This window comes from Kouleothrix sp. (assembly GCF_046328425.1).
In the GTDB taxonomy this organism is placed as follows: Bacteria; Chloroflexota; Chloroflexia; order Chloroflexales; family Roseiflexaceae; genus Kouleothrix.
Genome location: NZ_JAXLWP010000025.1, coordinates 87,497 through 113,894, shown reverse-complemented (window position 1 = coordinate 113,894; position 26,398 = coordinate 87,497). Strand labels below are relative to the sequence as shown.

General features: G+C 67.0%; 14 protein-coding genes. 7 read left to right on the top strand and 7 right to left on the bottom strand.

Going from position 1 to position 26,398, the window contains the following annotated elements:
* Positions 1 to 39 precede the first annotated feature (39 nt).
* The 5 genes from U0177_RS21735 to U0177_RS21715 form a co-directional block, all read right to left on the bottom strand.
* Positions 40 to 4,578, bottom strand: coding sequence for a DUF6603 domain-containing protein (locus U0177_RS21735; protein ID WP_409572765.1), 4,539 nt, complete (start codon positions 4,576 to 4,578; stop codon positions 40 to 42).
* A 16-nt stretch (positions 4,579 to 4,594) separates the two neighbouring features.
* Positions 4,595 to 6,736, bottom strand: a complete 2,142-nt coding sequence (locus U0177_RS21730) for an MBL fold metallo-hydrolase (protein ID WP_409572764.1) — start codon at positions 6,734 to 6,736, stop codon at positions 4,595 to 4,597.
* 21 nt (positions 6,737 to 6,757) lie between these two features.
* Positions 6,758 to 9,028: a LamG domain-containing protein gene (locus U0177_RS21725; protein WP_409572763.1), complete on the bottom strand. Its 2,271-nt coding sequence runs from the start codon at positions 9,026 to 9,028 to the stop codon at positions 6,758 to 6,760.
* Positions 9,025 to 9,189, bottom strand: coding sequence for a hypothetical protein (locus U0177_RS21720; protein ID WP_409572762.1), 165 nt, complete (start codon positions 9,187 to 9,189; stop codon positions 9,025 to 9,027). Before U0177_RS21720 ends, U0177_RS21725 begins: the two co-directional genes overlap by 4 nt.
* Before the next feature lie 496 nt (positions 9,190 to 9,685).
* The gene (locus U0177_RS21715; protein ID WP_409572761.1) at positions 9,686 to 13,747 is read right to left on the bottom strand and encodes a hypothetical protein; all 4,062 of its coding nucleotides are present in this window, start codon (positions 13,745 to 13,747) and stop codon (positions 9,686 to 9,688) included.
* Between the two features lie 269 nt (positions 13,748 to 14,016).
* Here U0177_RS21715 and U0177_RS21710 point away from each other — a divergent pair, with 269 nt between their 5' ends.
* The 4 genes from U0177_RS21710 (at position 14,017) to U0177_RS21695 (ending at position 17,481) form a co-directional block, all read left to right on the top strand.
* On the top strand, positions 14,017 to 15,126 hold the full coding sequence (locus U0177_RS21710; RefSeq protein WP_409572760.1) for a PLP-dependent cysteine synthase family protein: 1,110 nt from the start codon (positions 14,017 to 14,019) through the stop codon (positions 15,124 to 15,126).
* 62 nt (positions 15,127 to 15,188) lie between these two features.
* Positions 15,189 to 15,773 (top strand): hypothetical protein, encoded by a 585-nt coding sequence (locus U0177_RS21705; protein WP_409572759.1) that lies wholly within the window; start codon positions 15,189 to 15,191, stop codon positions 15,771 to 15,773.
* Between the two features lie 21 nt (positions 15,774 to 15,794).
* A complete protein-coding gene (locus U0177_RS21700; RefSeq protein WP_409572758.1) occupies positions 15,795 to 16,346 on the top strand; it encodes a hypothetical protein in 552 nt (183 codons plus the stop codon).
* Positions 16,347 to 16,674: 328 nt separating this feature from the next.
* Positions 16,675 to 17,481 (top strand): biotin--[acetyl-CoA-carboxylase] ligase, encoded by an 807-nt coding sequence (locus tag U0177_RS21695; RefSeq protein WP_409572757.1) that lies wholly within the window; start codon positions 16,675 to 16,677, stop codon positions 17,479 to 17,481.
* A 12-nt stretch (positions 17,482 to 17,493) separates the two neighbouring features.
* On the opposite strand, the gene U0177_RS21690 is transcribed toward U0177_RS21695, so the two are convergent.
* Together U0177_RS21690 and U0177_RS21685 are read right to left on the bottom strand one after the other, a co-directional pair.
* Positions 17,494 to 20,097, bottom strand: coding sequence for a protein kinase domain-containing protein (locus U0177_RS21690; RefSeq protein WP_409572756.1), 2,604 nt, complete (start codon positions 20,095 to 20,097; stop codon positions 17,494 to 17,496).
* 355 nt (positions 20,098 to 20,452) lie between these two features.
* Positions 20,453 to 20,791 carry a hypothetical protein gene (locus U0177_RS21685; RefSeq protein WP_409572755.1) on the bottom strand — a complete coding sequence of 113 codons (339 nt, stop codon included), beginning with the start codon at positions 20,789 to 20,791 and terminating at the stop codon, positions 20,453 to 20,455.
* Between the two features lie 459 nt (positions 20,792 to 21,250).
* Between U0177_RS21685 and U0177_RS21680 the strand changes: the two genes are divergently transcribed.
* From U0177_RS21680 to U0177_RS21670, 3 genes are all read left to right on the top strand, one after another.
* A complete protein-coding gene (locus U0177_RS21680) occupies positions 21,251 to 24,781 on the top strand; it encodes a S8 family serine peptidase (protein WP_409572754.1) in 3,531 nt (1,176 codons plus the stop codon).
* A 271-nt stretch (positions 24,782 to 25,052) separates the two neighbouring features.
* The gene (locus tag U0177_RS21675) at positions 25,053 to 25,487 is read left to right on the top strand and encodes a DUF3054 domain-containing protein (protein ID WP_409572753.1); all 435 of its coding nucleotides are present in this window, start codon (positions 25,053 to 25,055) and stop codon (positions 25,485 to 25,487) included.
* Positions 25,488 to 25,548: 61 nt separating this feature from the next.
* Positions 25,549 to 26,262, top strand: a complete 714-nt coding sequence (locus U0177_RS21670) for a Crp/Fnr family transcriptional regulator (RefSeq protein WP_409572752.1) — start codon at positions 25,549 to 25,551, stop codon at positions 26,260 to 26,262.
* Positions 26,263 to 26,398: the final 136 nt, after the last annotated feature.

Here is a 26,398-nt window from a genome sequence, read left to right as displayed (position 1 = left end):
TCCAAGCCTCCCGCGCGGGAGGACACCGCGTAACTTGTGTCAGTTAAACATGCCGATCTGCGGCGGCACCACAAAGCAGTCGGCCAGGGTCGCGTCGTCGCCCAGGTCGTCGGCGTAGCCGAGCCACGCCGCCAAGCTGCGGCGCGCGTCGCCCGCCCTGGGGTTGTGCAGGCTCGTGCGCAGCACGTCGCGGCGGCGCGTGTCGTCGCGCGTGGCGGCGGCAAATAGTGGTATTGGCTGCCAATTGTGCCGAACAGGAACCGTGTGCTCGGCGGCCTGGAGCAGCTCGCGCGCTACCGCTATTGTTTCGCCGGGGTGCGCGCGCTGCTGCGGCCGGATCTCAAAGCCGGCCAGCGTGTCGTCGACCATGGCGGGCGCGCCGAGCGCGGGCGCCTGCGCCGGGCCCCACAGCGCGGCCGGGGCGTTTTTCAGCACGGGCGTAAACTCAAACTCGGTTTCGGCGGCGCCGGGGGCGCGGCCTCCGCCTGCGGCGGTTGTGTAGGTGATGGCGATCGTGTGGGTTGAAACCAGCTCTGCCGCCGCCACGCCCATGGAGCCAATCGCGACGCTGCCGGGCGCAAGCTCGTCGCTGGCGGGAGCCTGAACCAGCTGGCCGTCGTCGCCTGCGCGAAATGCGGCCATGCGCCGCTGCTCGCCCACCTTGCTATAGCCAAGGCTGCCGAGGTCAAGGTCGTTGTGAATATGCGCCCGCGTCGCCGGGATCAGCGAGTCGGTCACCAGCACAAGCTCCTGCGGGTGGATCACGCCAAGATCGGCCGGGTCGGCGCTGGCCTTCGCCACCAGCCCAGCCTTCACGCCGATGCTACAGCAGCGGATCTGCTCGTCGGGGATGCGTGGGCCGGGCGCGGCGCCCGGCTCGGCCGGCAAAAATGCGGCTTTGAAGCCCTCCCACTCGAGCGTTGGCGTTTCGGCTGGCGCGCTGTGCCCAAACGCAATGTCGAACGAGATGATCCACAGCTTTACGTGCGCCGTGCCGCCGAACTCGGGGCCGTGCACATGCAGCTCGGCGCCAATGTCGGCGGTGATATGGTGCGTGCCCAGCAGCTGGTAGGTATACGAAACGCCCACGTCGACATAGATCCGGGCATCGTAGTGGTATGGCTGCCAGGCGATCAGGAAGTCGGCGCTGGCATTGAGCCATGCTCGTAGGTTGCCGTCTTCCCAGGTCAGCGCGAGCTGCCCGCCAGCCATGATCGCCGACGCCGTGAGCGCGAAGTACGCCTCGCCCTTGATCTGGAGCTGTGGCTCGACCTGCCAGTTCAGCGCCAGGCGGGGCACGCGCGGGTAGTGTGCAGGCAGCGCGAAGCGCGGGTGGTAGCCGCCAACCGTCAGCACAAAATCGCCGGCGTGCTCGCCCGAAAACCAGCTATAGAATGCGAAGCCACCGGCGAGGTGGCAGGCGCGTGAAAACAGGTACGATCCGGCCGCGAGCTGCGCGCTGACGGCCAGAATACCTTCGCTGGGGATGAGGCTGGCCCTGAACGCCATCTGGATCTCGGCCAGCGGCGTGGTGGCCGCGCCAGCCGTGGGCCTTGGCGCGGTGAGCGTCGAGATGCCCAGCAGGTTCAGTGCCAAGCGCTCGCCAAACCCAACCGTCAGCAGCGCGAACGAGTCGACCATGTTGAACGACGTGAACCGCACGCCGAGTGCCAGAAAGCCTGCGCCCGCCGCCGGCGGTATGTACTGGCGCATGCTGCTCAGCGCGGCGGTGGTCTGCTCGGCCCCCGCGACGGTGGGGCTGGCGCCGGCCAGCGCCGCCGCCACTAGCGGGAACTGGCCGACCTGCTCGACCGGCGGGATCGCCAGCGCGCGGTTGTAGCCAAAGCCGGCCGCCAGCCCGGTGACGAAAAAGAATGACGGGCCGCCGATCGGGTAGTCGAGCAGCGCGTAGATAAACAGCGTTGGCGTTCCGCCGATCGGCGCGTACATGCCGTATGCCGCAAGCGCCAGCTGCTTGAGCTTGATGATCGCCGCGCCGTCGTACTCGTCGTAGGTTTCGCCGCCGGATGCGACGGTGGTGCGCAAAAACGCGCCGCCGATCTCGATCGCGCCGTTGCGGTAGTCGAGCCCGAGGCCGCGCAGATCGAAGCGCGGCGCGAAGTGATCGATCGGCGAGCCGACCGCCAGGCCCGCAAGCGCGAGCGACAGCCCGCCGATCGATAGCGAGGCGTCGAGCAGAAACCAGATCGCCTGGTTTTTGTACTGAAACCCAACACGGGCGAAGTGCACCGGGCCAAACGATTTCTGGATAGCGAACCACTTGGTGTCGTCGGCAACCACCACCGCCGTGTCGGCCGGCTGCGTGGCCGGCTGGGGCGCCGGGGTGTCGCCGCCCATCGGCAGCGCCAGCGGCTGGCGGCTCGGCCCCAGCTGCAGCGTCGCGCTGGCGTTCAGGCCGCGCTTGAGCACAACAGCCGCCGCGTCGCCGCTCGTGGCGCTGCCAGGCAGCCGCGCCACCTGAGCTGGCAGCTGCGCGTTGATCGCGGCGGCCTCGGCCTGCGATACCGCCCGTGAGGCCAGCACGATCTGCAGGTCGTCGACGGCCAGGCGCACGTCGGGCCCTAACTCCTGCCCGACCAGCGGCAGGTTTGCGAGGCTGATCGCCGCGCCGAGATCGACCCCAAACAGGCAGAGCGGGGTGTCGCCGGCACCGTATACAAACACCACGTCTTTGATGTCGATCTCGAACGTCGGCGGCACCAGCGCGGCGGCCTCGATCGACACCTCGGCGACCATGTCGTGCAGGCGAAAGGCGCGCGGGCCGCCGGCGTTGCTGAAGCAGGCGATCAGCCGCGAGGCGCTCTGGCCGTCGTGCTGCTCGCCGCTGAATGCCAGCACAAACGTATGCTTGCCGATCGCCAGCGTTCCGCCGACGCTGCGCGAGTAGCTGCCGGGGCCTTGGCTATGCAGCTCGATCACCAGCTCGGCGTCGAGCTGCCGCTCGGCCGAGAGCGGCAGGCGCGCCTTGCAGCTGAAGCGCAGATCGCTGGCCGGCTGGCCGCCGGTGGTGGTGCTGAACGTCAGGTCGATCCCCACGATCGCCAGCTCGCGCAGCACCGGCGGCAGGCCAAAGCCAAAGTGGCTGGCCAGGTCGTCGAGCGCTGCGCCGGCCGCCAGCAGGCCACCGCTGCTGCACGCAAAGCTCCAGCCGTCGCCGCGCTTTTCGGCGCTCAGCTCGAATACCAGCCCGCCGATCGCGATCTCGCCGCCGATCGTGCCGGTGATCGCGCGCCTGTTGGCGTCGAATGGGTGGGCGATCTGCACGGCCAGCGCCGGGTTGAGCAGCGCCAGCCCGGCCTTGCCGTCGTGGCCGGAGATGATGTCGCACTCCAGCTCGCTGCTGATGGCCAGCACTGCGCGCTCGATGCCCTCGCCCGGCCGGAACGTCAGCGTGAACTGGTCGAGATTCAGCTGCTTGAGCGTAAAAAAGCCGTCGGGCAGCCGGAGATCGCTTTTGGCCGATGCGTTGATCGGCAGGTTGTCGAGATGGTGCAGCGACTCAAACTGCGCCGAGCCGATCACGTCGATCTGCCAGGGCCCTTCGCCAACCACCGGGATCGCCACGGTAAGCCCGAGCTGGGTGGTCTGGCTGAAGCGCATGCGGCCAAACAGCGTCAGGCTGGCCGTGGCGGGGTCGCCAAGCATCGCCGCCAAGTTCAGGCCCACGCGCTCGATCGCGAGCTGCGTCGACGGCAGCGTGAACGGGTAGGCGCTCTCGATCGTGAACTCGATATACTCCGGCCGCACAGTGTCCGGGTCGAACTGCAGCTCGAAGTCGCGCAGAAACAGCGCCGGGATGGCGTCGTACAGCGCCTGCGGAAACACCGACTGCCAGCTGGCGATGCCAAGCTCGTGCGCGGCCTGGGTGCCCCCAAGAAACGCGACCATGTCGCGCAGGCCGTCGTTGAGCTGCAGCCCCGGTGCGCTGCGAAGCGCCCAGTAGCCGCCGGCGAGCGCGCCACCCAGCGGTATGTCGGTGATCGTTTCAACTGCGGTGCTGCCGAGCCTGGCAGTGGCGTGCAGCAAAAACGTGCCGGTGTTAAGCCGGTAGTGGCGCGCGAGCTCAAAGCCAACCCGCTCGAGCGCCAGCCCGGCCGGCTGGAGCATGTCGGCCTGGCGATCCGAGCGCAGCGCGCCAAAGTACAGCGTCTGGTCGTCGGAGTCGAACACCACCTCGACATGCGCGAACGGCTGGTCGAGCAGCGCGGCGAGCAGGCGCAGCCGGCCGGGTGGGAGGATCTGCCGGTCGATCAGGGTTTGCAGGCTCAGCGCAGCTATGCGGCCCGAGAACTGAAATTCGTAGGCGTCGTCGCTCGCCACGTCGAAAAACAGCTCCAGCTGCGTCACGGCCACGCCAAACAGCTCGGTGCTGCCAGTGACGAGGATGCTGCGCGAGTCGGCATCTTCGTAGGCGGCGGTCGCGCCGGCGATGCGCAGCTCGGCGGTGCCGAACAGCCCCAGCATCCGCGCGAACGCCGGCGCGTCGACCAGTGCGCTGCCGAGCGCCAGCTGGCCCTGCGGGTCGATCTTCAACTGCTCAAGCGTAGGCGCCTTCATAAGCCACCTGCCGATTCTACGATTCTTTCTTGATCACGCGGCGTTTCTTTTGCGGCCTGGCCTCGGCGGCGCGCCCATCGCCGGCGGGGTCGGGCGGATCTTCGGCTTTGCGCTTGCGCATGCAGTTGTACGGCAGGCTTTGCAATCGTAAACCAAGCACATTGCTGAGTGGCGTGTCGGGGTCGCGCGGCGGCGGGCCGAGGGTGTTGCGGATCAGGCCGGCGATCGTGTCGCGATCGTGAAAGCTGAGCCCGCTTGTCGAGGGCTGGTATGCCTGCGACGATGTGTCAAAGCCGCTATCGGGGTACGCCAGCCCAAAGATATCGCTCATCCACGATAATCGGCCAGGGTCGACGTGCGGGCCGCCGGCGGTGCTCTCGACTACCGACGGGTACTGCTGGCGAACAAACTCGATCCCCTTGGTTTCTTTCTTTTCCTCGTCGAGCTGCATCAAATTCTCGATCTCGGCCTGGCGTAGCTCGATTGCATTCTCGACTGCCGCTTTGAGATCGGTAGTAAGCTCTGGCAGCTGAGGAATGGCGGTGCTTTGCAGCTCTTCTTTGTGTGTTTTAGTGTTGTGGCTGACAAAGATCAGCCGGTGGCTGCCTTTATCGATCTCGGAGGTGTCCGCCGGCTTGGGCAAGATGGTGTCGGCGCCGCGCGACGGCACCACGACGACGATTGCGACCGGGCGCTCGCTGCCGGCTTTGAACACGTTTGAAAGCGCGCTGGTTTGCTCGGCCAGGTTGGTTTGCAAGGTTTTAGCGAGAAATGCGGTGAGATCGGCTTTTTTCGCCTTTTGCTTTTTTGCATACGATAGAGGTGGGTAGGCGCAGTAGTTGATAAACGCAACCGTCGTTAGCTTTTTGAGCTTGTCGATCTCGTCCTGAACCAGCTGGTGTTGCGCCGTGTTTGTTTGGGCGCCGCGCTTCGATTCCAGCGCGCTCAGCACCTGGCTGTATGGCTTGGTCTTCAGGTCGGCCAGCACGGTATCGCTGAGCTTCAGCGCGGTGTTGCGGTGCTGGCAGTACTCGCCGGCGCGCTGGAGAAACTCGGCGCCGGGCACGCCCTTCATCTGGTTGGCCGGCACAATGATCGTAGTTGGCTGAAGCTCGTCGAGAAAGCCAAGCCCGTTCTGGCTTTTGAACGGCTTCGTGTTTTTGCCGCTGGTTGTAGTGTCTTGATCCTCGCCTTTCGAACTGGTTTTTGCGACTTTGCGGCTCACCTCTTTTGGGTAGTTGTTGTGGTTGCTGCCGTGGTGTGTGGCTTTGAGCACGGTGATCGGCTTGCCGTTGGCGTTCAGGGTTTTGATCGTGTCGCGCAGGTAGCGCACCAGCGCTTCTTCGATATTGTAGTAGCGCATCAGGCTCAGGTCGCCGCTGAGGTCGCCGCAGCTGAAGTAGCGGAAATCGCCCCACTCGAGAATCATGCCGATCGACAGGTCGTTGGGGCTGACGTCCTGAAGCCACGTTTTTGTAAACTTCTCGAGATCGTGCTGCTCGGCGGTATTCAGCCCCGAGCCATCTTCGGGCTTGGCGTTCAAGCGCAAGATCCTGGTCTGGATGTTCTGGCGCAGCACGTTGGTGCCGTCGGCGAGAATGCCACTAGCGCAGTAGCAGGTGAGCCAGATGTTTGTGCCGGCGCCGAGCTCGATCTTCACCGGCCCTTTGCACGCGTCCTTTAGGCGCCCGGCCGCGTCGTAGTTCTCGTGCTTGATAAACGGCAGCTCGTGGCGCGAGGCTTTGCCCGCGATAACCTCGTTGTGAACGTACTGCTGGTATCGCGTGACCGAGGTGCTGTCTTGCGAGAGATCGCCCATTGGGTTGTAGGGATTGAACCAGTCAAGCCCGGCGGCATACCCGCCGATGTCGATAAACTTCTTGAACGTAATACCCGATTGCGCGAACCCGGCGATGTGGTCGTCGTGGTAGTGCGAGGCGATGATATAGTCGAACGAGCGATTGCCGAAAAAGCGCTTGAGGTATGGCCCGAGCCGGTACATCCCGCGGTCGTAATCTTCGCCCCCGGCGTCGATCAGCACCTTAAAGGTGATGTTCTCCCAGCCTTTGTCCGTCGGCTTGTCGAGGTCGCGCACGACGATTGCGGTTGAGTCGCCGCCGCTTATGCCGACGTGGTGGATCTCCAGGCTCAGGTTCATCGCGCGTGCTCCTCGCGTTGCTCACAGCTCCCAGGCCATCCAGTCGAGAAACAGCTCGCCGGGCAGGTTGGCGGTGCCGCTTACCAGCGCGACATTCACCGTCATGGCAGCTGGCGAGCAGGCCACAACGGTGGCGGCGTACACGCGGTTGCTGCGCGGCTGGTAGAGCGGGTTGTTGCCGGCCGCGTTGGCCGCGATATCGCGCGTGCCGACGACGGCCTGCGGCTCGTTGGTGAACGGCTCGGGAAAGGCGATCGACAGCGCGACGATGGCTTGCCCGGTTGCGCCGACGCGCACGCGGCCGCTCTGGATCTTTTTAAATGCTGCGCGGCTATTCACCGCGAGCGCGCTGGTTTTGAGCAGGCCGCCGACCTCAAGTGTGGCGCCCGGCGTGTCGGTGCCAATGCCCACCTGCCCACGGCTGTCGAGCACGAGCATCTTGGTGTTCCACGGCTCGCCGATGAAATACAGCTTGTTGCCGCTGGCATGGATGGCCCACTGCGCGCCATTCAGCGCCACAAAGTCGATCTGCGGCGCCGGCCCGCGCAGCGCCAGCAGGCCCGGCTGCTGCATGCGGTTGCCGGCGGCGCGCCCGCTGTTCGGCGCGGCTTCCACCACCAGCCGCTGGCCGGGCGCGTCGGTGCCGATGCCCACGCTATCGGCGCGGTAGAGCAGCGGCGACTTCTCGACGGTGCAGACAAGCTGGCCATTCCAGTAGCCGGGGATGTTGTGGTAGCGCACATACAGGTTGGCCGGGCCGCTGGGCAGCGACGAAACGATCGCGCTGAGCGACAGCTGGATCGCCTGGCCTGGCGCCAGCCCCTGCGCGCCCTGGCTGGTCACGACCCACTGGGGCGCGTCGGGCGCTTTGGCGACATTCCAGCCCGCACCGTCGGCGCTCGCGGCGACGGCCTGCGCCTGGCCGGCGGTGCTCAGGCCCCACTCGCGGTCGACGTCGAACGAGATCAGAAAGCGCGACTCGCGCGGGTGGCCCGCCGGATTCAGCGCCAGCGTTTCGTCGCCCGAGATGTTTGTGATGCGCAGGCGCAGGCTGTTGGCGGTGCGGCCGTCGTTCAGGATTGCGCTCGAGCCGACCAGGCCGGCGTGCAGCGGGATGCCGCGCTTGCTGCGCTGGCTGACGATCTCAAGGCTTTGCACGCGGCTGCCGCTAATCGCGAGCGACACGTCGCTCGCGTAGCGCAGCTGCTCGTAGCGCAGCTGCACGGTGGTGCCGCGCGAGCCGCCGCCGCCGTCGGCCCTGAGGTGCAGCAGCTGCAGGCGCAGCGGCTCGCGCGGCCTGAGCGTGAGCGCCGCCTGGCTCGAAAGATAAAACGACACGGTGCCGTCGGGCTGCGGCGTGGCCGGGCTGATCTGCCAGCCTGGTGTGGCCAGCGCGACCTGTGCGAGCGACGAGGGCGCCAGCACGCCGGGGCGAAACACCAGCTCGAAGTGGTGATCCGTGGCGGTGGCGCTGCCGAGCGCGCCCAGATCGAGCGCCAGGCGTGAAGCGTTGCTGATCTCGAGCCACAGGTCGTGGCCCGACGCTTCGTCGTCGACGTACAGCACCGGCTGGTCGTTTCCGTCGTATAAGCGCGTGTCGAGCGGGTAGCTCAGCCGGGCCTGTGCGAACGCGGCCCAGTCGCCACGCAGCTGAGCAGCCACTTCGTCGGCGGAAAGCGCGCGGCTGAAAATGCGCAGGTTCGCCACGCCCCCCTGGTAGCTGGCACGGGCATTCAGAAACGCGCTCACCGTGCGTGGCAGCGGCAGCATCTTGGCGGTGGCGCTATGCCAAAGCGTGCCGTTGCGGTAGATCTTCATTTCGCCGCGGCGCGCGTCTTTGGTAAAGGCCCAGTGCGTCCACGCGCCGCGGATCTCGTTTGGCTGGGCCGGCTTGGCGATCGTGTCGACGTTTCGCCCGTCGTTGCCGCACTCAAACACCACCGTGCCGTCGGCGCGCGGCAGCAAGATGTTCAGCGACGCCGGCCCGTACATGCTTTTGGCAAGGAATATATTCGCATCGCCCGCCAGGGCAGCGGCGCCGCGCGCCCATAGGCAGATCGAGATCTCGCCGCCCTCGGGCAGCGCCTGCGGCGGCATCTCGATATAGCCAGAGCCGGGCTGAAAAGCGGCGCACATCCCAAACACGTCGTCGGGCACCAGCGCGAAGGTGCCGCTGGCCAGCGCGTTGTTCGCGTTGCCGGATGTGTCGGGCAGCCTGCCGTCCTGGATCGTGTCGAAGCGCCAGTGCGCCCGCAGTGCCGGGTCGGCCGGCGAAGGGGTCGCTGCGGTCATGGGCTGCCCTCCTTGTCGGCCTGGCTGGTCTGAAGCTGCTCCTGGGCCTGCTGCTGGATCTTGCCGATCAGCTGGTAGACCTTGATATACGGCAGCTGGCCGAGCGCCTCGAGCACCATATTTGTTTCTTCGAGCGTCAGAGAAAGCTGAATTGGCTGCATCTGCGAACCCTTTACGCTTGTAGTTCCTAGCTTCCGCTTCGCGGCCATGCATGGCTTACGATTTGGTGGGGGTTTGGGGACGGCAAAGCCGCCCCGAATTTCTTTAGAGCCTGTTTGAAAAGGGGTGCGCGAGGGCTATGCCTCGCACCTTCTCTTCTGGCGGGTGGCGGCCACATTCGTGGCCGCCACCCGCCAGAAAAGGGAACTTGGAGGGACGAAGTCCCTCCAAACCACCCTTTTCAAACAGCTTCTTAGGAGTTACGCACTTGTGTACATCGGCTTCCTCACGGTACGCGATTGGGCCTTCGGCAGCATGGTACGTATTCATCTTCTGTGAGGGTTTTTCGCTCTGGGCGCGGAAAACCCTCACGATACGGAGCATAGTACCGCTCTGCCGAAGGCTGAGCACACCAACTGCGTAAGTCCTTTTCTGTTTTGTGTTGCACTGCGTGGCTTCACCACGCAGTGCAACGGCAGCCTCTGCAAAGAAGCGGCGCTAGTCCGCCTCGGGCGTGAGCTTGAGCCAGCCTTCGCGGATCTCCTGGCCGGCGCCAAAGCCGGCGCGCGCTCCGGCCGGCTCGATCTGCTCCTGGCCAAGGCCGAGTGCGAGCGCAATCGCGGGCTCGAGCCCGGCCAGCGGCCCGCTCAGCGTGCCGGCGCGCCGCTGATCGGCGGCCACAACCCAAGCGCGCGCCGGGTCGTGGCCGGCCGGGCGTAGCCATCCAACGTCGGCCTCAAGCAGGCCGCGCCAGACCTGCGCGGCCACGCCGGCCGCCAGCTCGTCGAGCAGCGCCTGCCGTGCGAGGGTCGCGACGCCGGGCCGCGCGAGGGCGGGCTCGATCAGCGGCTGCAGCGCCGCGAACTCCGCCCCGATCGCCGCGGCAGGCCGTCGGTCGGGCGCCACCACCCGCAGGCGTGCGGGGTCGCCAGGCACCGGCTCGAGCCAGCCAACCGTCGGCTGGAGCAAGCGCCGCACGATCTGCTCGGCCAGCAGCGCGCCAAAGCGCGCCAGCCGTATCGCCGGCGTGGTCGATACCTCCGCCCAGCCGCCCGGCACGGGCTGCAGCCACGACCAGGCGTAGCCCGGCTCCTGGGGCAGCGGCAGGCTGATCTTGCCGCGCTCGCTCAGGATCGGCGCGAACATAAATGTGGCCTCGATCGCCCGCAGCGCGGCGATGTACTGCTCGGGCGGGATGCCGATCGCCTTGGTGGGCACTACCCCGCTGGCGGCGTGAACCGCCGCGCGCGGGTCGACCAGCATCGCCAGCGTTTGCGGCGGCGCGGCCACCGCCTGGCACAGCGGGCCGCCGGCGTACGGCGTGATCTGCCCATAGGCATAGGGTGTGTGGAACTCATCGCCGTATGTGCCGCCGGCCTCTCGCCAGTAGCCGAGCAGGCCGTCGTTCAGCCGCCCCGCGTCGCCGAGACGGATCGGAAAGCGCACGTCGGTGAACGCGCCGGGGCCATCGTCAGTGTACTCAGGGCGCAGGCGATCCCAGCCCTGGTGCACCGCCGGCAGGCCGTGCAGCTCAAGCGCGAGCGACGCGCGTACCAGCGCGAACGGCCGCCCGACAAGCAGCGCCAGATCCAGGTGCTGCGCGTAGTTCTCAGGGTCGATCTGCGCGCTGGCCTCGTCGATCAGCGCCACGAAATCGGCCAGAAACGCCGCGCCGCGCCCGATCAGCCACTCGACCAGCTGGAGCAAATGCTGGTTCGAGATCGCCTCGTGGGCTGCCTTGGCGGGCGCGCCCGGCGCCGAGCGCCAGATTGCGCGCTGGTCTACGCGGCCCAGCGCCTGGCCGCTCGCGTCGTAGATCAGCAGGCTGCGGTCGAGCTCGTTGCCCAGCAGCCAGCCGCAGATCGGGCTGGTGGCCGGGTCGGCATTTGTTTCGCGCGTGGTGTCGTTTGCCGCCAGCCAGCGAAAATGCAGCAAGGCCGGCTGAGTCAGCCGCGGCGGCAGCCACACCAGCTGGTCGCTTCCCGGCGTGGTCAGGCGCTCGGCCGCCCGCACGACGCTGCAGTCGAGATCGCGGATCTGGCCGAACGTGTCGATCAGGCGCAGCCGCGTGAGCTTGAGCGCGCCATTGCGGATGGGGTGAAAGTTCTCGTAGGGCATTGGCGCGCTGCGGTTATGGTTGCCCACGCTTTCGCGCACCGCCTGCGTAAACGCCTGGTAATCGGCAAAGCCCAGCGGCTCGGCCGGGGCGAGCTGCATTGTCTGCTTGCGCATCAGCAGCGCGTCGTTGAAGCCGCTCAGCGATTGCGAAAGGCAGCCGAGCGTGCGCAGGTGCCGGTAGGCGCACAGCACGCTGTTTGTCGTGTCGGCAGCGCGCTCGGCCGGGGTGCCGTGCGGGGCGTGGTTTTCGTACCACTGTATCAGCGCGTCAATCTCGCGGTCGAGAAACGCTTCGACCTGCTCGTGCGGTGGTGGGGCGAGGTGATTGTCGGCACAGTACGCAGATACAATCGCGTCGCCGAGGTATGCTGCGAGCCGCTGGCCAAGCTGGAGGCTGGCGTGCGGCGTGAGGATGCTGGTGCCAAGGTAGGCGCTCGCGCCGCCGGCCAGCGCGCTGTGCTCGGGGCGAACCGCTAGGTCGGGGCCGTCGCCGGGGGGCGCGCAGATCTCGCAGACGAACTCGGGGTCGTAGCGGCCAGCCTCGGGCAGCAGCTTGCCGTTGCCGGCAAGCGGAAACACCATTGCCTCCCACTCGAGCAGCAGCGGGTTCCAGGGCTGGCAGCGGTAAACGTGAAAGCCGATCTGCTCGCCGCCGGCCGCGCCGATCTGGCCGATGCGCGTGCGCAGTGCGGCGATATCCCCCGGTATCAAGCTGTCGATGCTGGCATTCGCCAGGAGCTGGCATTCGAGCTGCCCGCCGGCGCGCAGGCGGCCATCCTGGCCGTGGCGCTTCGATGGCTGCGCCAGCGGGCCGCAGATCGTTACGGCCGGCTCACTTGGCTGCCAGTAGCGCGGTGCCGCCCTGGTCTTGAGCGCCAGCGCGGCCTGCGGCGAGGCGCTGGCATTGGCGCCGTCGAGCATGCGGATCAGCCCGTTCAGCCCGGTGGCCAGCTGCGCCGCCAGGCTGCTCGGCCGCGAAGCCGCTGCGTCGGCGGCGCGCAGCGCCCCGGCCTTGTCGAAGGCCAGCCGCAGCGTGCCGGCGCCGGCTAGCCTGGCGCGCAGCGCGGGGAGGTCGCGCGCTTCGATTCTATGCCGCAGGTCGTCGGCGTTGAGCGGGGCGGCGCCCTGCGAAGGGTAGGCGCACAGCATGTACTTGTACCAGTCGGCGAACAGCTGCTCGCGCATTGCCTCGATCTGGTCGATCGCGCGGTCGTAGGCGCCCTGGAGCCGGTTCAGCCCGTCGAGCCACTGGGCTGTGCCTTCGGGCAGGCGCACCCCAGCGCGCTCGCCCGCGTCGCTGGCTTTGGCCGCGCCGCTGGCGCTTTCGGCGCGCACGCTCCAAAGCGAGCCGCCGGGGATCGAGCGAAAGCCCTTCTCGTGGCGCGCCTCGCGAAACGTGTCGCCCACATCGAGGTGCTGGCCCTCGAAGTGCTGTATCATCTGCACAGCCTCGAGCTGGTCTTCGATGATCGACCTGTTGTCGGCGTCGATCATGCGCGCCAAGCAGGCCGCCAGCGCTTCGGTGCCGGTGTGCCCGACGGTAAGCATGGGATCGGGCTCGGCGAGAACAGGGTTGGGCGTGGCGGTGGCGCCAGGCGCGAAGCTCAAGCGCGCGTAGCACAGCATGCGTGTCGGAAAGCTTTGCCCCTTGGGGATCGCCACTGTCCACCCGGCCTGCTGCTGCAGCGCGTGTAGCAAGGCTTGGTCGCCGGGGGCGCGGTCGCCGTTGGCGCTCGTAGCCGCGGCGATCAGCCTGGCCAGCATATCCTGCGCGCCGTCGCTGTACCAGCCGACCACGTCGTACTGGAGGCCCGCCGCCGGGATCGTGGCCGCTTCGGCGTCGTAGAAGCCAAACACGCTGCGACAGCTTGGGTAAAACGCCGCAAATATCGGGTCGCCATACCCAACTGCGGTGAGCTTTGGCAGGAACTGCGCCTGCGGGTCGCGGGCGCGCCAGGCGTGCAGCGGCATCGCGCGGCCAAGCAAGCGAAACGGCCGCGCCTCGCCCTTGGCGCGGTTGGGGCTGGCCGGGAAGCTGACGCTGGCCGCGGCATCGCCTGCGCCGTCGGGGTACAGGTAGTCGCTCTCGACCACCCAGGCCTGCTCGATCGCCAGCCGGCTGTCGGGCGACGGGCTGCTTCTGATCACCAGCCAGCGATTAGGCACGGCCGGGAACTCCGTGCCTTCGGGCCGCTGCACGCCGCGAGTGAGCGCATCGGGCAGCGACCAGTGGAGGTGGACGCCGGCCTTGAGATACAGGCTCGGGCTTTGCAGCGGTTGCGCGCTGGCGGTTTCGCCGAGGTTGAGCGAGTCGGCATTCCAATCGCGCCGCTCGTCGGAAAACGGCAGACGCGAGAAGTCGGCGCGCGCGTCGGCCACCATGCGGTCGTGCTCGAGCAGCAGCGCGTCGAGGTGCACAGGCACAAGAAGCAGATTCGCCATGCAGTTGTAGCCGCGTATTTACTTTGGAAGTATCTTGAAAGAGCTTTACTATAGCATCGCGTATGGTGTGCGTCAAGCAGCAGCTGCGCCTGGCCAGGGCGCCGTCAAAGTTCGGCGTATGTTGCCTACCCCTGCCAGGGGAGGGGGCAAGCGGGTGGGGCCAAAGTACGTTGCACGTGCCCCGCAACCAGGGCCGGTGTATTTGCCCAAACCTGCGCGTAGCGGTAGTATAAGCGCGCCGGCCTGTAGATGCTCGACGGAGAGGCAGTATGCCCGACGCGTGGCTGCGTGACGCAATCGCGGCGATCAACGCCGACTTCACCCGCTCGGCCGATACGCACCTGGTGCCGGTGCCGCTGGCGGCGTTTCCCGGCATTCGGCTGTATATCAAAGACGAGTCGACCCACGTGACGGGCAGCCTGAAGCACCGGCTGGCGCGCTCGCTGTTTCTCTACGCTCTGTGCAACGGCTGGGTCACCCGCGATACGCCAATCATCGAGGCGTCGTCCGGCAGCACCGCGATCTCGGAAGCCTACTACGCGCGCCTGCTGGGCCTGCGCTTTATCGCCGTGGTGGCGCGCGCCACTTCGCCCGAGAAGCTGCGCCGCATCACCCAGTATGGCGGCGAGTGCGTGCTGGTGGACGACCCACGGCAGGATCGCGAGCGCGCGCGCGAGCTGGCCGCCGAGCTCGGCGGCCATTTCATGGATCAGTTTACGTTTGCCGAGCGCGCCACCGACTGGCGCGGCAACAATAATATTGCCGAGTCGGTGTTCAAGCAGCTTGCCGATGAGCCATTCCCCTGCCCAAGCTGGATCATCTGCGGCGCTGGCACTGGCGGCACCGCCGCTACGTTCGGGCGCTACATCCGCTACCGCAGCTATGCCACCCAGGTTTGCGTGGTCGATCCTGAGCGGTCGGTGTTTTTTTCATTCTTTCGCTCCCGCAGCTGCGGCCTGGCGGCGCCGGGCGGGTCGGGAGTCGAAGGCATTGGCCGCCCGCAGGTTGAGCCTTCGTTTTTGCCTGCGATCATCGACCACATGATCCGCGTGCCGAATGCCGCATCGTACGCCGCCATCCACGTGCTCGAAGCGCTCGTGGGCCGGCGCTACGGCGGCTCGACCGGCACGAACTTCTTTGGCGCGTGCTGCCTGATCGCCGACATGGCCGCGCGCGGCGAGCAGGGCGCGCTGGTGATGATCGGCTGCGACGCCGGCGAGCTTTACCGCGAAACCTACTACAGCGCCGAGTGGCTTGCCGGCCAGCAGATCGACATCGGCCCCTACTGCGAGCAGATGCGTACGCTACTTGGCCAGGGGCACTGGAATGTAGGCGCGATCGAGCGCGCGGCAGCTTCGGCACACAGATTGCCAGAGTAACGAGGTGACCATCCGAGTCGGAAACCGTCTACATTGGTGTATCAGCAAGCAGGAGGAACACAATGGCTCTCGATATGCTTCAGCAGTTTCTGGGCGGCAACCCGCAGCAGCAGCAGGATTACCTCGATTTTCTGAAGCGCTACCAGAACGACCCGAGCAGCGTCTCCGATGCCGAGGCGGCACGCCGCTACCGCGAGATGATGCAGCACGCCCCAGCCGGTGTCGCCGCCGATGCCCACGCTTCGGCGCTCGACCAGCTAACGCCCGACCAGCGCGCCAAGATGGCCGACCAGTATCAGCAGGCTCACAATGATCCCAACAGCCCGTTCGATGGCTACACCTACGCCGATTCATCCGACGCCGCCGACCCGGGCAACCTCGGCCGGATGGCGCACCAGGCCCAGCAGCAGGATCCGGATCTGTTCGACAAGATCTTCGGCCAGGGCTCGCCGATCGGCGGCACGCTTGGCAAGCTGGTGCTGGCCGGCGTGGCGGCCTACATGGCTAGCCGCGTGATGGGCGGCCAGAATCAGGGCCAGGGCTCGGCCGGCGGCGGGCTGGGCGGCCTGCTCGGCCAGCTTGGCGGCCAGGCCAACCCGCCGCAATCGAGCGCGCAGCCTGGCCTGCACGTGAAGGGCAATAAGTAGCGTCCTTGGCGCTACGAAGCCATGCGCCAGCGCGCTACACCCCTCGCCTATGCTGTCGGCGGCGCGCTGGCGCTGCTGGCGCTGGCGCTGCTGGCCGCCGCCGCGCTGCCGCAGCTGGCGCTGCCATATCGGCTCGCGCAGGCGCGCTGGCAGGCGCGCCGCCCGGCGCACTACCGCATCACCGTGAGCTGGAACGATCCTGTCGGCGCCCAGAGCCAGCTCAGCGCCGAGGTGCGCGACGGCCGGATTGTGGCGGTAGCCGATCGCGATGGCGCGCTGGTGCCGCTGGCTAGCCTTGGCGCCGACGCCGCTATGCTCAGCGTCGATCGGCTGTTCGAGGCGCTCGGCCGGCGCCTGGCCCCGGCGCCCGGTCTGCTGCAAGAGTTAGCGCGCTATCACCCGCTGATCGATCGCTGGCTGCAGCAGTGCGCCACGCGCCGGCCCGATGTCCAGTACGATCCGGCCTATGGCTACCCAGCGCTGATCCGCTATTACAGCAGCTCGTGCGAGGGCCGCCTGGCGTTTCGTACCGATACGCGCGTGCGCGTGCTCGAGTTTCGGCCGCTGCCCTGAGCGCGCCGGCCGAGTGTGGCTTATACGCTGTTCGCTTGATCACGTATAGATTGCATTGCACTACGTGGCGAAGCCACGTAGTGCAATGCAACACAATAAGAAATTTGTGTGCTGGGCAAGCACATGCTGCACATTGGTTATGGGGCGCGGCGAAGCCGCGCCGCACCATAACCAAGATTTCATGCGGGGCGGCGAAGCCGCCCCCGCGTCCCCACCATGCAGGGTGTATTTGCCCAATACAACAATAAGAATGGGGCGGCAAAGCCGCCCCCAAACCCCCACCCAAGTGTACGTAATCTAACGAATTTGGTATTACCCCGGAGATGCCATGAGCGACCTTTCCGCTGAGGCTATTCAGCGCGCCCTGCCGGCCCAGGTCGTCGGCCGCGCGGTGGAGTACTACCCGCAGCTCGGATCGACCAACGACCTGCTGCGGCAGCGTGCGCGCGCCGGCCAGCCCGAGGGGCTGCTGATCGTCGCCGACGAGCAGGTTGCCGGGCGCGGCCGGCTGGGGCGCGGCTGGGTCGCCCCGCCCGGCAGCAGCTTGCTGCTCTCGTTGCTGCTGCGCCCTGGCTGGCTGGCGCCGGCCGATGCCTTCGCGATCACGATGCTGGCTGGCGTGGCGCTGTGCGAAGCGATTGAGCAGGCCGTGCCGCTGCGCGCCGCGCTGAAATGGCCCAACGATCTGCTGCTGCCGGTTGGCGGCGCGCAGCACAAGGCCGCCGGCGTACTGAGCGAGATCGAGCTGCGCGATGGCGCGATCGACTGGGTGGTGCTTGGGATGGGGGTGAATGTCAACTGGGCGCCGCGCGGCGTTGTCGACGGGCGCGACCTTGGCGTGCTGGCCACCAGCGTTGGCGCGGCGCTTGGCCGGCCGGCCGACCGGCTGGCGCTGCTGCGCGCGCTGCTGTCGCGCCTCGATGCGCGCTACCTGGCGCTGCGCCAGGGCCAGCGCGCGGCGCTGTTCGCCGACTGGCGCGCCCGGCTCGCGACGCTTGGCCAGCCGGTGCAGGTGCGCCTGCCGCGCGGCGAGCTCAGCGGAGTCGCCGAGGATGTCGAGCCCACGGGCGCGCTGCGCGTGCGCGATGCAGCGGGCGCGCTGCATGTCGTGTTGGCCGGCGATGTCGGCGGCTAGCGCGCTCGCCGGCTACTTCAGCGCCTTTAGCGCCGCCTGCGCGTCGCTGCTGCCATTCTCGGCGGCCTGCTGGTACGCCTGGCGCGCGTCGTCGATCTTGCCAAGATCCTGCAGGGTGCGGCCAAGCCCGTAGTACGCGTCGGCGTAGCTGCTATCGAGCTCGATGGCGCGCTGGAACGCTGCCTCGGCGTCGTCGAGCCGCTTGAGCCAGTAGTAGCTCCAGCCCAGCCCATTGTGCGCCGATTCCTGCTCATCCTTGATCGCCAGCGACTCCTTCAACGTGTCGATCGACTCGTGGTACTTCTGCTGGTCGTCCAACACGTTCGCCTGGTCTTGCAGCACCCAGCCCAGCCCGGTCATCGCGTCGACGTAGCGGCCATTCAGCTCGAGCGCTTTGCGGAAGGCCTCCTCGGCCGCCGCGTAGGCGCGCTTCTGATCGTCGCTGCGCGAGGCCAGCGTGTTGGCGCGGCTGCGCTGCAGCCAGCCAAGCGTCGCAGCTACGCTGGGGCTGCGCGGCGCGGCCTCGGCGGCCTGGCTCAGTGCCGCAATCGCCTGGTTGTAGTCGGGCGGAGCCTGATGCTGGAACGCCCGGCTCTTGCCGATGTAGGCGTCGGCGTCGTCGGGGTTGAGCTTGATCGCCGCGTCGAACTCGTTCAGCGCGCCGCCGTAATCGCCGAGGTAGAACAGATTCCAGCCCAGGCCGGCGTGCGTATGGCCATACTGGTCGTCGGCGTCGAGCGCCTGCTCAAAAGCGGCTTTGGCGTCGTCGTGCTCGCCCTGCGCGTCGTACAGGTAGCCCAGGCTGGTGTGAAACAGCGCAATATGCCCTTGCAGCTCGGCCGCCTGCTTGAACTCGTCGACGCCGCTGTTGAGCTTGTCTTTGTCGCCAGTCAGCTCGAAGCTCTGGTAGTAGACATAACCGCGCGCGCTATGCGCCAGCGCCTGGATCAGCGGCTCTTCGGCTTTGGCCAGGTCGACGCTTTTATCGGCGTCGGTGTCGGCCTCTTCCAGCAGTGCAGTGTCGGTGCTGTCGTAGGCCATGTTTGCTTTGACGCCCGAGCGCGCGCCGTAGGCGAATGCCAGATCTTTGTTCAGCGACACTGCCTGGTTGGCGCTCTCGAGCGCCTCCTGGTACCGGCCCTGATTGCCCAGCGCCTCGGCCAGCAGCGCGTGCGCGAGCGCGGTGTTCGGTGCGCTCGCCAGCGCGGCGCGCGCCTCGGCCTCGGCCAGCTTGGGGTGGTCGCGCAGGGTGTAGATCAGCGAAAGCTGGTTGTGCGCCTGCAGATTGTTCGGGTCGGCATCGAGCACTTGCTTGTATGCTGCGATGGCAGCGTCGATGCCGCCTTTGCGCGCCAGCGCGGCCTGGCCGGCCTGCAATCCCTCGGCGATCTGCGGGTCGGGCCGGCGTAGCGCCGCCAAGCCGAAGGCCAGCGCGAGCGCCAGCACCAGCGCCAATGCGCCCAGCGCCACGAACAGCCCGCGCCGCGAGCGCTTACCGGCCGCGCCAGCGGCCGGCACTGGTGCGGCTGGCGTGGCGGGCAGGCTGCCAAACGCAGCCGGCTGCGGCGCTGGTGTTGCCGGCCGTGCCAGCACCACGGGCGGCGTGTTTCCGGCCGCCGGGCCAACCGGCTTGGCCGGGATGGTCGGCGCGCCATAATCGGGGCTGGTGGTCTGGGCCGGGGCAGTGGGCAAGCCCTGCGCTGGGCTGCTGGGCTGGGCCGGGGCGGCGGGCAAACCCTGCGGCGGGCTGGCCGGGCGCTGCTGGGGCGCGAATGTGCGCGTGCCCAGGCCAGCCGCAAGCTTCAGCGCCGCAACCATCTCGCCGGCGGTGGCATAGCGCGCCTCGGGGCGGCGCGCCAGCGCCCGCATGATCACATCCTCCACCGCCAGCGGCAAGTCGCCGCGGTAGTCGCGCGGCGGGCGCGGTGCATACTGCAGCCGCGCCACCAGCATGCCCATTGGCGTATCGGCCTGAAATGGCACTTTGCTGGTCAGCAGTTCGTACACCACCACGCCAAGCGCATAAATATCGGTGGCCGGGCCGATCGTCGGCAGCCCCTGGGCCTGCTCGGGCGACATATACTCAGGCGTGCCCATCACCGTGCCGGTCATCGTCAAGCCCTGCATGCCCTCGCCGCGCGCCAGGCCAAAATCGGTGAGGTACAGCCAGCCATTTGGCTCGGCCATCATATTCGAAGGCTTGATATCGCGGTGGATCAGGCCGTGGCTGTGCGCGTAGTCGAGCGCGTCGGCCACCTGCTCGATCAGCGCTACTGTCTGCGGCAGGCTGAGCGCGCCCGACCTCTGCGCCAGGTCTTTGAGCGTGAGGCCGGCGATGAACTTCATGGCGATGTAGTGAAAGCCACGCGCCTCGCCGATCGCGTAGATCGGCACAATATGCGGGTGCTCGAGCGCGGCGGCGCTGCGGGCCTCGTGCTGAAAGCGCTGCAGGTAGCTGGCGTCGCGCGAAAGCTCGGGCGGCAGGATCTTCAGCGCGACAATGCGCTGCAGGTCGGTCTGGCGGGCTTTGTACACGGTGGCCATCCCGCCGCGCCCCAGCTCCGAGATGATCTCGAACGCTCCGAGGGTTTGTCCGATCAGCTGCGATTCGGTCATGAGCTTCACCTGATGCGCTGAATGACACGAGTTACGCGGTCGCCTGCTCTATCGGCTTGTTCTGCCTGCGGCAGCATGGTACTTCGCTTTCGTTTGTGCTGAGATGTTGGCGCAAAGCGCCAACATCTCAGCACCATCCATGAAAAAGTACCGCTCTGCCGAAGGCAAAAAACGCGCACCGCGTAAGCCCTGTGAATGATTGCTAAACTATGGCCACGAGGTTAGGACGCGCCGCAAGACGGCGTGGTTCCGCACCGCGCATGAAATAAACGTTGCTCAGCGCATTGTATCGCAGATCGTTGCTGCCAGTGGCCGCGAAATACGGGCGGAAGCGGGCTAAAGCGCGCAGCGCGGGCTATGGTTCGTCGGCGGGGGTGGAGCCGGAGCGCATGATCTCGTAGCTGATGAACAGCATGCTGCTGCCAAGCAGGATCAGCAGCGCATAGCCGGCGAATGGCCGGATGATGCCGGCGGCCTCGCTCCAGAAGGGCTGGCTCTGCGGCACGGTGGCCGTGGTGGCTGGCCAGGTATCGGACTGCGCCACTGTGGAGGCGGCGATGGCCGGCCGGGGTGGCGTGGCCTGGCCTTCGGTGTAGCGCCATTGCAGCAGGTAGAGCCCGCAGCATACCAGAATCAGCAGCTGGCTGACGAAAAACACGGTCGTATTGCGCCAGATCGGGGCGTGAGTGTGCATGCCGGCCTCCTCTTCAGCACAGCCTACGCGGCTAGTGTAGCAAAAGGGCTACGCCAGCCGAATGATGCAAAGCTGAAAAGCAGGTGGTATGCGCCAACGCGGCGTGCGCGTTGTACCAATTTCGGTCTGCGGTACCTGCGCAGAAAAATGAAAATTTTGTTAATTTGTAGGAAGCGATGGGGCGGATCAGAGCGGGCCGCGTGGCGCAAATATAAAAAAAACGTCATCTTACTACTTGCACGCGTATGGTATCATAAAAGCCGTCAAGCCATGCCCGCATAAAACAAATATCTTCCCAGCCGCAATCGCACTTCGATCGCATCTGGCTATCGATGAGCGGTTGAGGCTGCTTTTTGCACGGTTGCGCATCGGCTGGGCAATCAGGCCGGGCGTGGCCGGAGCTTGCATCCGAAATGGCCGAACCACCCTGCCACGCCGCACGGGTTTAGAGAGAACGTTATGCGACGACGGATTACGCTTCTGATTACGTGTTTAAGCGTCGCGCTTGTGGCTGCCATATCGCCGCTGGCCCTGTTTGCCGAGCCAACGCCCCCGCCCGAAAGCTATACCGAACCAGCCGGGCTGCGCATGCCGCCTGGCCTTGCGCGCGCGTCGAGTGTCGTGTCGGTGATGCTCGAGCTCGACGAAGCGGCGCTCCCGCCTACCAGCGACCCTGCGCGTAGCCAGCGCGTCGCGGCCGCCCAACAGCAGCTGCTGGTGCAGCTGGCCGGGCTTGGCGCACAGGTGATGTTTCAAACCCGGCTGGTGCTGCCTGGCGTCGCGGTAACCATCCCGGCTGACCGGCTGAGCGCCCTGGAGGCCCTGCCCGGCGTGAAGGCGCGAGTTATTCCGCCAAAATCGTCGGCGGCGCCGGCTGCGCTTGGGCCAGATGCGCCGGCGATCGCCGGCGCGATCGCCGGAGCCACCGGCGCGGGCGTGCGGGTCGGCCTGATCGACCGTGGGATCGACTATACCCACGCCGATTTTGGCGGGCCTGGCACCGCTGCGGCCTATACGGCCAACAATCCCACCCTGATCGAGCCGGGCAGCTTCCCCACCGCAAAGGTGAGCGGCGGCTATGATTTTGCCGGCGACGCCTACGATGCCAGCAGCAGCGCCAGCGCAACCCCCAGCCCCGACGCCGACCCGCTTGAATGCAAGGCCGCGCCGGGTTTGAGCGCGCAGCCGCTGTACATGGGCCAGGGCACGCACGCCGCCGGCATGCTGGCCGGGTTTGGCGTCACCACCAGCGGCGCGACGTACTATGGGCCGTATACGCCTGCGCCCGATCCGCAGCTGATGAGCGTCAGCCCGGGCATCGCGCCCGAGGCCCAGCTGTATGCGCTCAAGGTGTTCGGCTGCTCTGGAACCACAACGCTGCTGATGGCTGCGCTCGAGCGCGCGCTCGACCCGAATGGCGACGGCAACCCCGCCGACCATCTCGATGTCGCGGTGATCATGCTCGGCACGCCCTTCGGCAGCCCCGACGACCCCGACGCGCTGGCGATTGATAATGCGGTGCGCGCCGGTATGGTGGTGGTGGTAGCCGCCGGCGATACGCTCAATACGTTCTATGCGGTCAACTCGCCGGCCAGCGCGCGCCTGGCGATCGCCGCCGGCGCCACCGACAACGGCGCTGGCGCGCTGGCTACCTCGTCGCGCGGGCCGGCGGTCGGCAACGCCGTGCTGAAGCCCGATATCGTCGCGCCTGGCGCGGCAATATCGTCGGCGGCGGTCGGCAGCGGCACTGGCGCGGTGGCGATGTCGGGCACGGTAGTGGCAGCGGCCCAGGTGGGCGGGGCGGCCGCGCTGCTGCGCCAGATGCACGCCGACTGGGCGCCTACGCAGATCAAGGCCGCGCTGCTGAGCAGCGCCACGCCGGGCAATCTGCCGCCCTCGCTGGCGGGCGCGGGCCGGCTCAACCTGAGCGGCCTTGGCACCTTGAGCATGCTGGCCTCGGGCAGCGATGGCGGCGGCTTGGTCTATGGCGCGCCCTGGGCGGCGGCCGGTGCTAGCGCGACGCGCACGCTTACCCTTGAAAATATGAGCGCCAGCGACCAGCTGGTGACACTGAGCGCCACAGCCGTTGCGACCGAGACGGGCGTGACCGTGCAGGTGCCCTCTGGCCAGCTGCGCGTCCCGGCGCACGGCAGCGCGCAGGCGACAATCGGGCTGGCGATCGATCCGCAGCGGCTCGACTTTTCGCCCGACCCGGCCACCGCCACGCAGCAGAACGGCCGCGCGCGCCACTACCTGGCCGAGCAGAGCGGCTATATCCAGGTGATCGGCGACCGTGGCGTGAATGGCGTGCGCGTGCGGCCGGCCCACGGCGCGCATTTCGACAGCGTCGATTTCTACCTCGACGACACCCTGCTCGACGGCAGCATCGACTCGCGTGAGGTGCAGGATTACATCACCGCCACCGCCGGGCTGCATCTTGTGAAGATCCGGCGCGTCGGCTCGTCGCCAAACTCGCGGCCGATCTTCAGCGCGCCGGTTGAGCTGCAGGACGGGCACGACTATACGCTCATCCTGGTGGGCCGGCCTGGCGCGCTCGGCGAGGTGACCGTCGACGAAACAGTGGCCTCGCCACCACCAGCCGGCCAGTCACTCATTCACTACGTCAATGCCAACCGCACCGAGCCAACTTGGAATATCGGCCCGCTCGACGTGTACCTCGACGGCGTGCTCCAGGTCGCGGCGCTGGCAGTTGGCCAGACCTCGGGGTATACGCCGATCGCCCCTGGGACGCATACCGTAGCGTTTTACCAGGCTGGCGCAAACCCGGCCGGGCCGGCGCATACGCGCAAAACGTTCACGATTGGCGCCGGCGAGGCGGTGCTGGCGGGCACTGGCCGCCACAACGACAACGACAACAACCTTAACGATTTCGAGCAGCGCGCCTTTGTCGGCCACAGCGCGCTGCGTATTGGCAATGCGCTGCTAGCGAGCGTGCCCTACGCGGTGTTCCCGACGGTCGCCGCGAGTAGCCACGCCGATAGCACCCTGCTGGTCGCTCCCGGCGCTGGCGCATTTACGCTGGCGCTGCACAACAGCGGCGCGCGCAACACTGGCCTGGTGAGCACGCCCGGCGCGCCTGGCACGCCCAAGACGCCGCTCGCTAGCGCGTTTGAGCTTGCGGCGGTAAGCCCGGCGATGCCCACGCTCGACCCAACGCTGCGGCCGGCCGACGTGCAGTACGTCGGCGTGACCAATAGCTACTCAATCACCCATAACCTCGACCAGTTTACGTATATCTACTTCGGCCTCAGCGCCTACGCGCCCTGGTCTACGCCTAACCAGGTTGAGTACCAGGTGTGGATCGACTCGAATCACGACGGGCGCGACGATTATGTGCTGGTGAATGGTAATCACGGCGAGCTGACCGGCGGCGCGGCCAGCGATGTGTTCATCAATGTGCTGTACCCGCTCAAAGCCGACGGCATCACGCCGATCGCGACCGACCAGTTCATCTTCTGGGGGTCGTTCGCCGCGCCGATCCAGTCGAGCATCGACCTGGCGCCGTTCAATAGCGCGGTGCTATTCCTGCGGGCGAAGGCTTCGGATCTGGCCCTGCCGCTGGACCCAGCCCGCCCGACCGGGCCGAAGGGGCCGACGCCGTCGAGCTTCTGCTACCACGTCGAGACGCGTGCGCGCGCGCTGAGCAATTTCCAGCAGCAGATCGACCGCGTGCCCGACGCCACGGCGGCGCCGCAGGCGGAGTGCGGCGGCCGCGCCGGCGTGCTGCTCTACGACATCACCAACCCCGCGATTGCGCCGATCAACACCAGTAACTTCATCTTCAGCGCGCCGATTGCGCCGCGCCCGATTTTCCTCGACACCGACGGCGGCGCGATCACCGGCCTGGCCCGCAGCGATGTGCTGGCCGCGCGCGGCGGCGCCAAGCTGCTGATCTTGCATCACCATAACGCGCCTTACCCCCAGGCTGAGCTTGTCGATGTGCGCCCGCTCGCGCTGGGATCGCCATAGGCGCTTTCTGCAAGGTTCACACCGCGGAAGACGAACGACCAACGGCGACCATGCTCGCGCTTGGTCGTTCGCTATTTCGACTCCCCTCCCTTTCTCTCGCACGCGGGAGAGCGGGCAGGTGGGCGAGGGCTTTGCCGCAACCCGTATAGCTACGCCGCGCATATGGTATACTCCTTGCTGCCATACGCCGCACCAGTGCCGTGCGCGCCCGCTGTGCCGGCACTGCAACCAGGCGAAGCCGTACATAATGCTGCCGAGAGGAGCAAACCGAATGGCGCTGACAGATCGCTCCCAATCCGCCGCCGGAACAGGCGGCCTGCGCCGGAATGTAGCCCTGGCGCTTGGCGACTTTCTGGCCTTCAATATCGTCACGACGATTGGGCTGATGAACCACGGCGAGCTGACCGGGCTCGACCGCGTAGTTGAGATTGTGATCATCGCCGCACCCTTTGCGGCCGGCTGGTTCGTAGTCTCGCCGGTGATGGGCACGTTCAAGCCCGCGATCGTGAGCCAGCCCAGGCAGATACTGCCGCGCACCGCGCTGGCCTGGCTGCTGGCGCTGCCGATCGGGCTGCTGCTCTGGTCGATCGTACGCCAGCGAACCGTGCAGCCGTCGTTCGCCGTCGTCACGTTTATTACCAACCTGGTAGTGCTGCTCGGCTGGCGTGGCGCATTTGCCTGGCTGGCGAGCCGCGGCCGGCGCTAGCGTACGCCGCCAGGCCCCGCGCCAGGGGCGCGGGGCATTGAGTGGCTAGGATGAGGGGCGAGTGGCCGAGCAGCACACACAGCCGATCGCGCTTGCGGTATACACCTTCGCCGACGACGACTTGTTCGCCGACCTGGCGCCCGATCAGCGCGCGCGGGTCGAGGAGCAGATCAGCTTCGCCAGCTATCCCTCCGGCACGATCTTCTATGCTCCCGAGGAGGAAGGCGACCGGCTGTACCTGCTGCGGCGCGGGCGCGTGCGCATCTACAAGCTTTCGCCCGAGGGCCGCGCGCTGACGCTGCTGATCCTCGAGCCCGAGTCGATCTTCGGCGAAATGGCGCTCAACGCCGACTCCGCGCACGATAGCTTCGCCGAAACCATGAGCGATGCGACGATCGGCGTGATCCGGCGCGACGAAATGCGCCGGATCTTGAACCGGCACCCGGTGGTCGCGCTGCGCTTCATGACGATCATCAGCCAGCGGCTGCGCGCGCTCGAGCGCAGGCTGGCCGATATCGCGTTTAAGAGCGTGCCGCAGCGCCTGGCCACCGTGCTGCTCAACCTGGCCCAGCACGACAGCGCCGCGCCCGATGGGCCGCCGCTGGTGACGCGCTACACCCACCAGCAGCTGGCCGAGATGATCGGCTCGTACCGCGAGACCGTCACCAAGGCGATCGGCGAGTTCCGCGAGGCCAGCCTTATCCGCGTTGAAGAAGATGCGATCTACCTGACGAACCTGCCGCGCCTGAATGATCTGATGAGCGGCAAGTCGTAAGGAGCTGCTTGAAAAAGGGAAGCGCAAATGGCATCGCTCTGCGCACTGCCCCGTTTCATGCAGGCTCGGAGATCGCGACGTAAGCGGTTGTTACGAAACCTGTAATACATTTTACTTGCACCGCCAAAGCCGGATA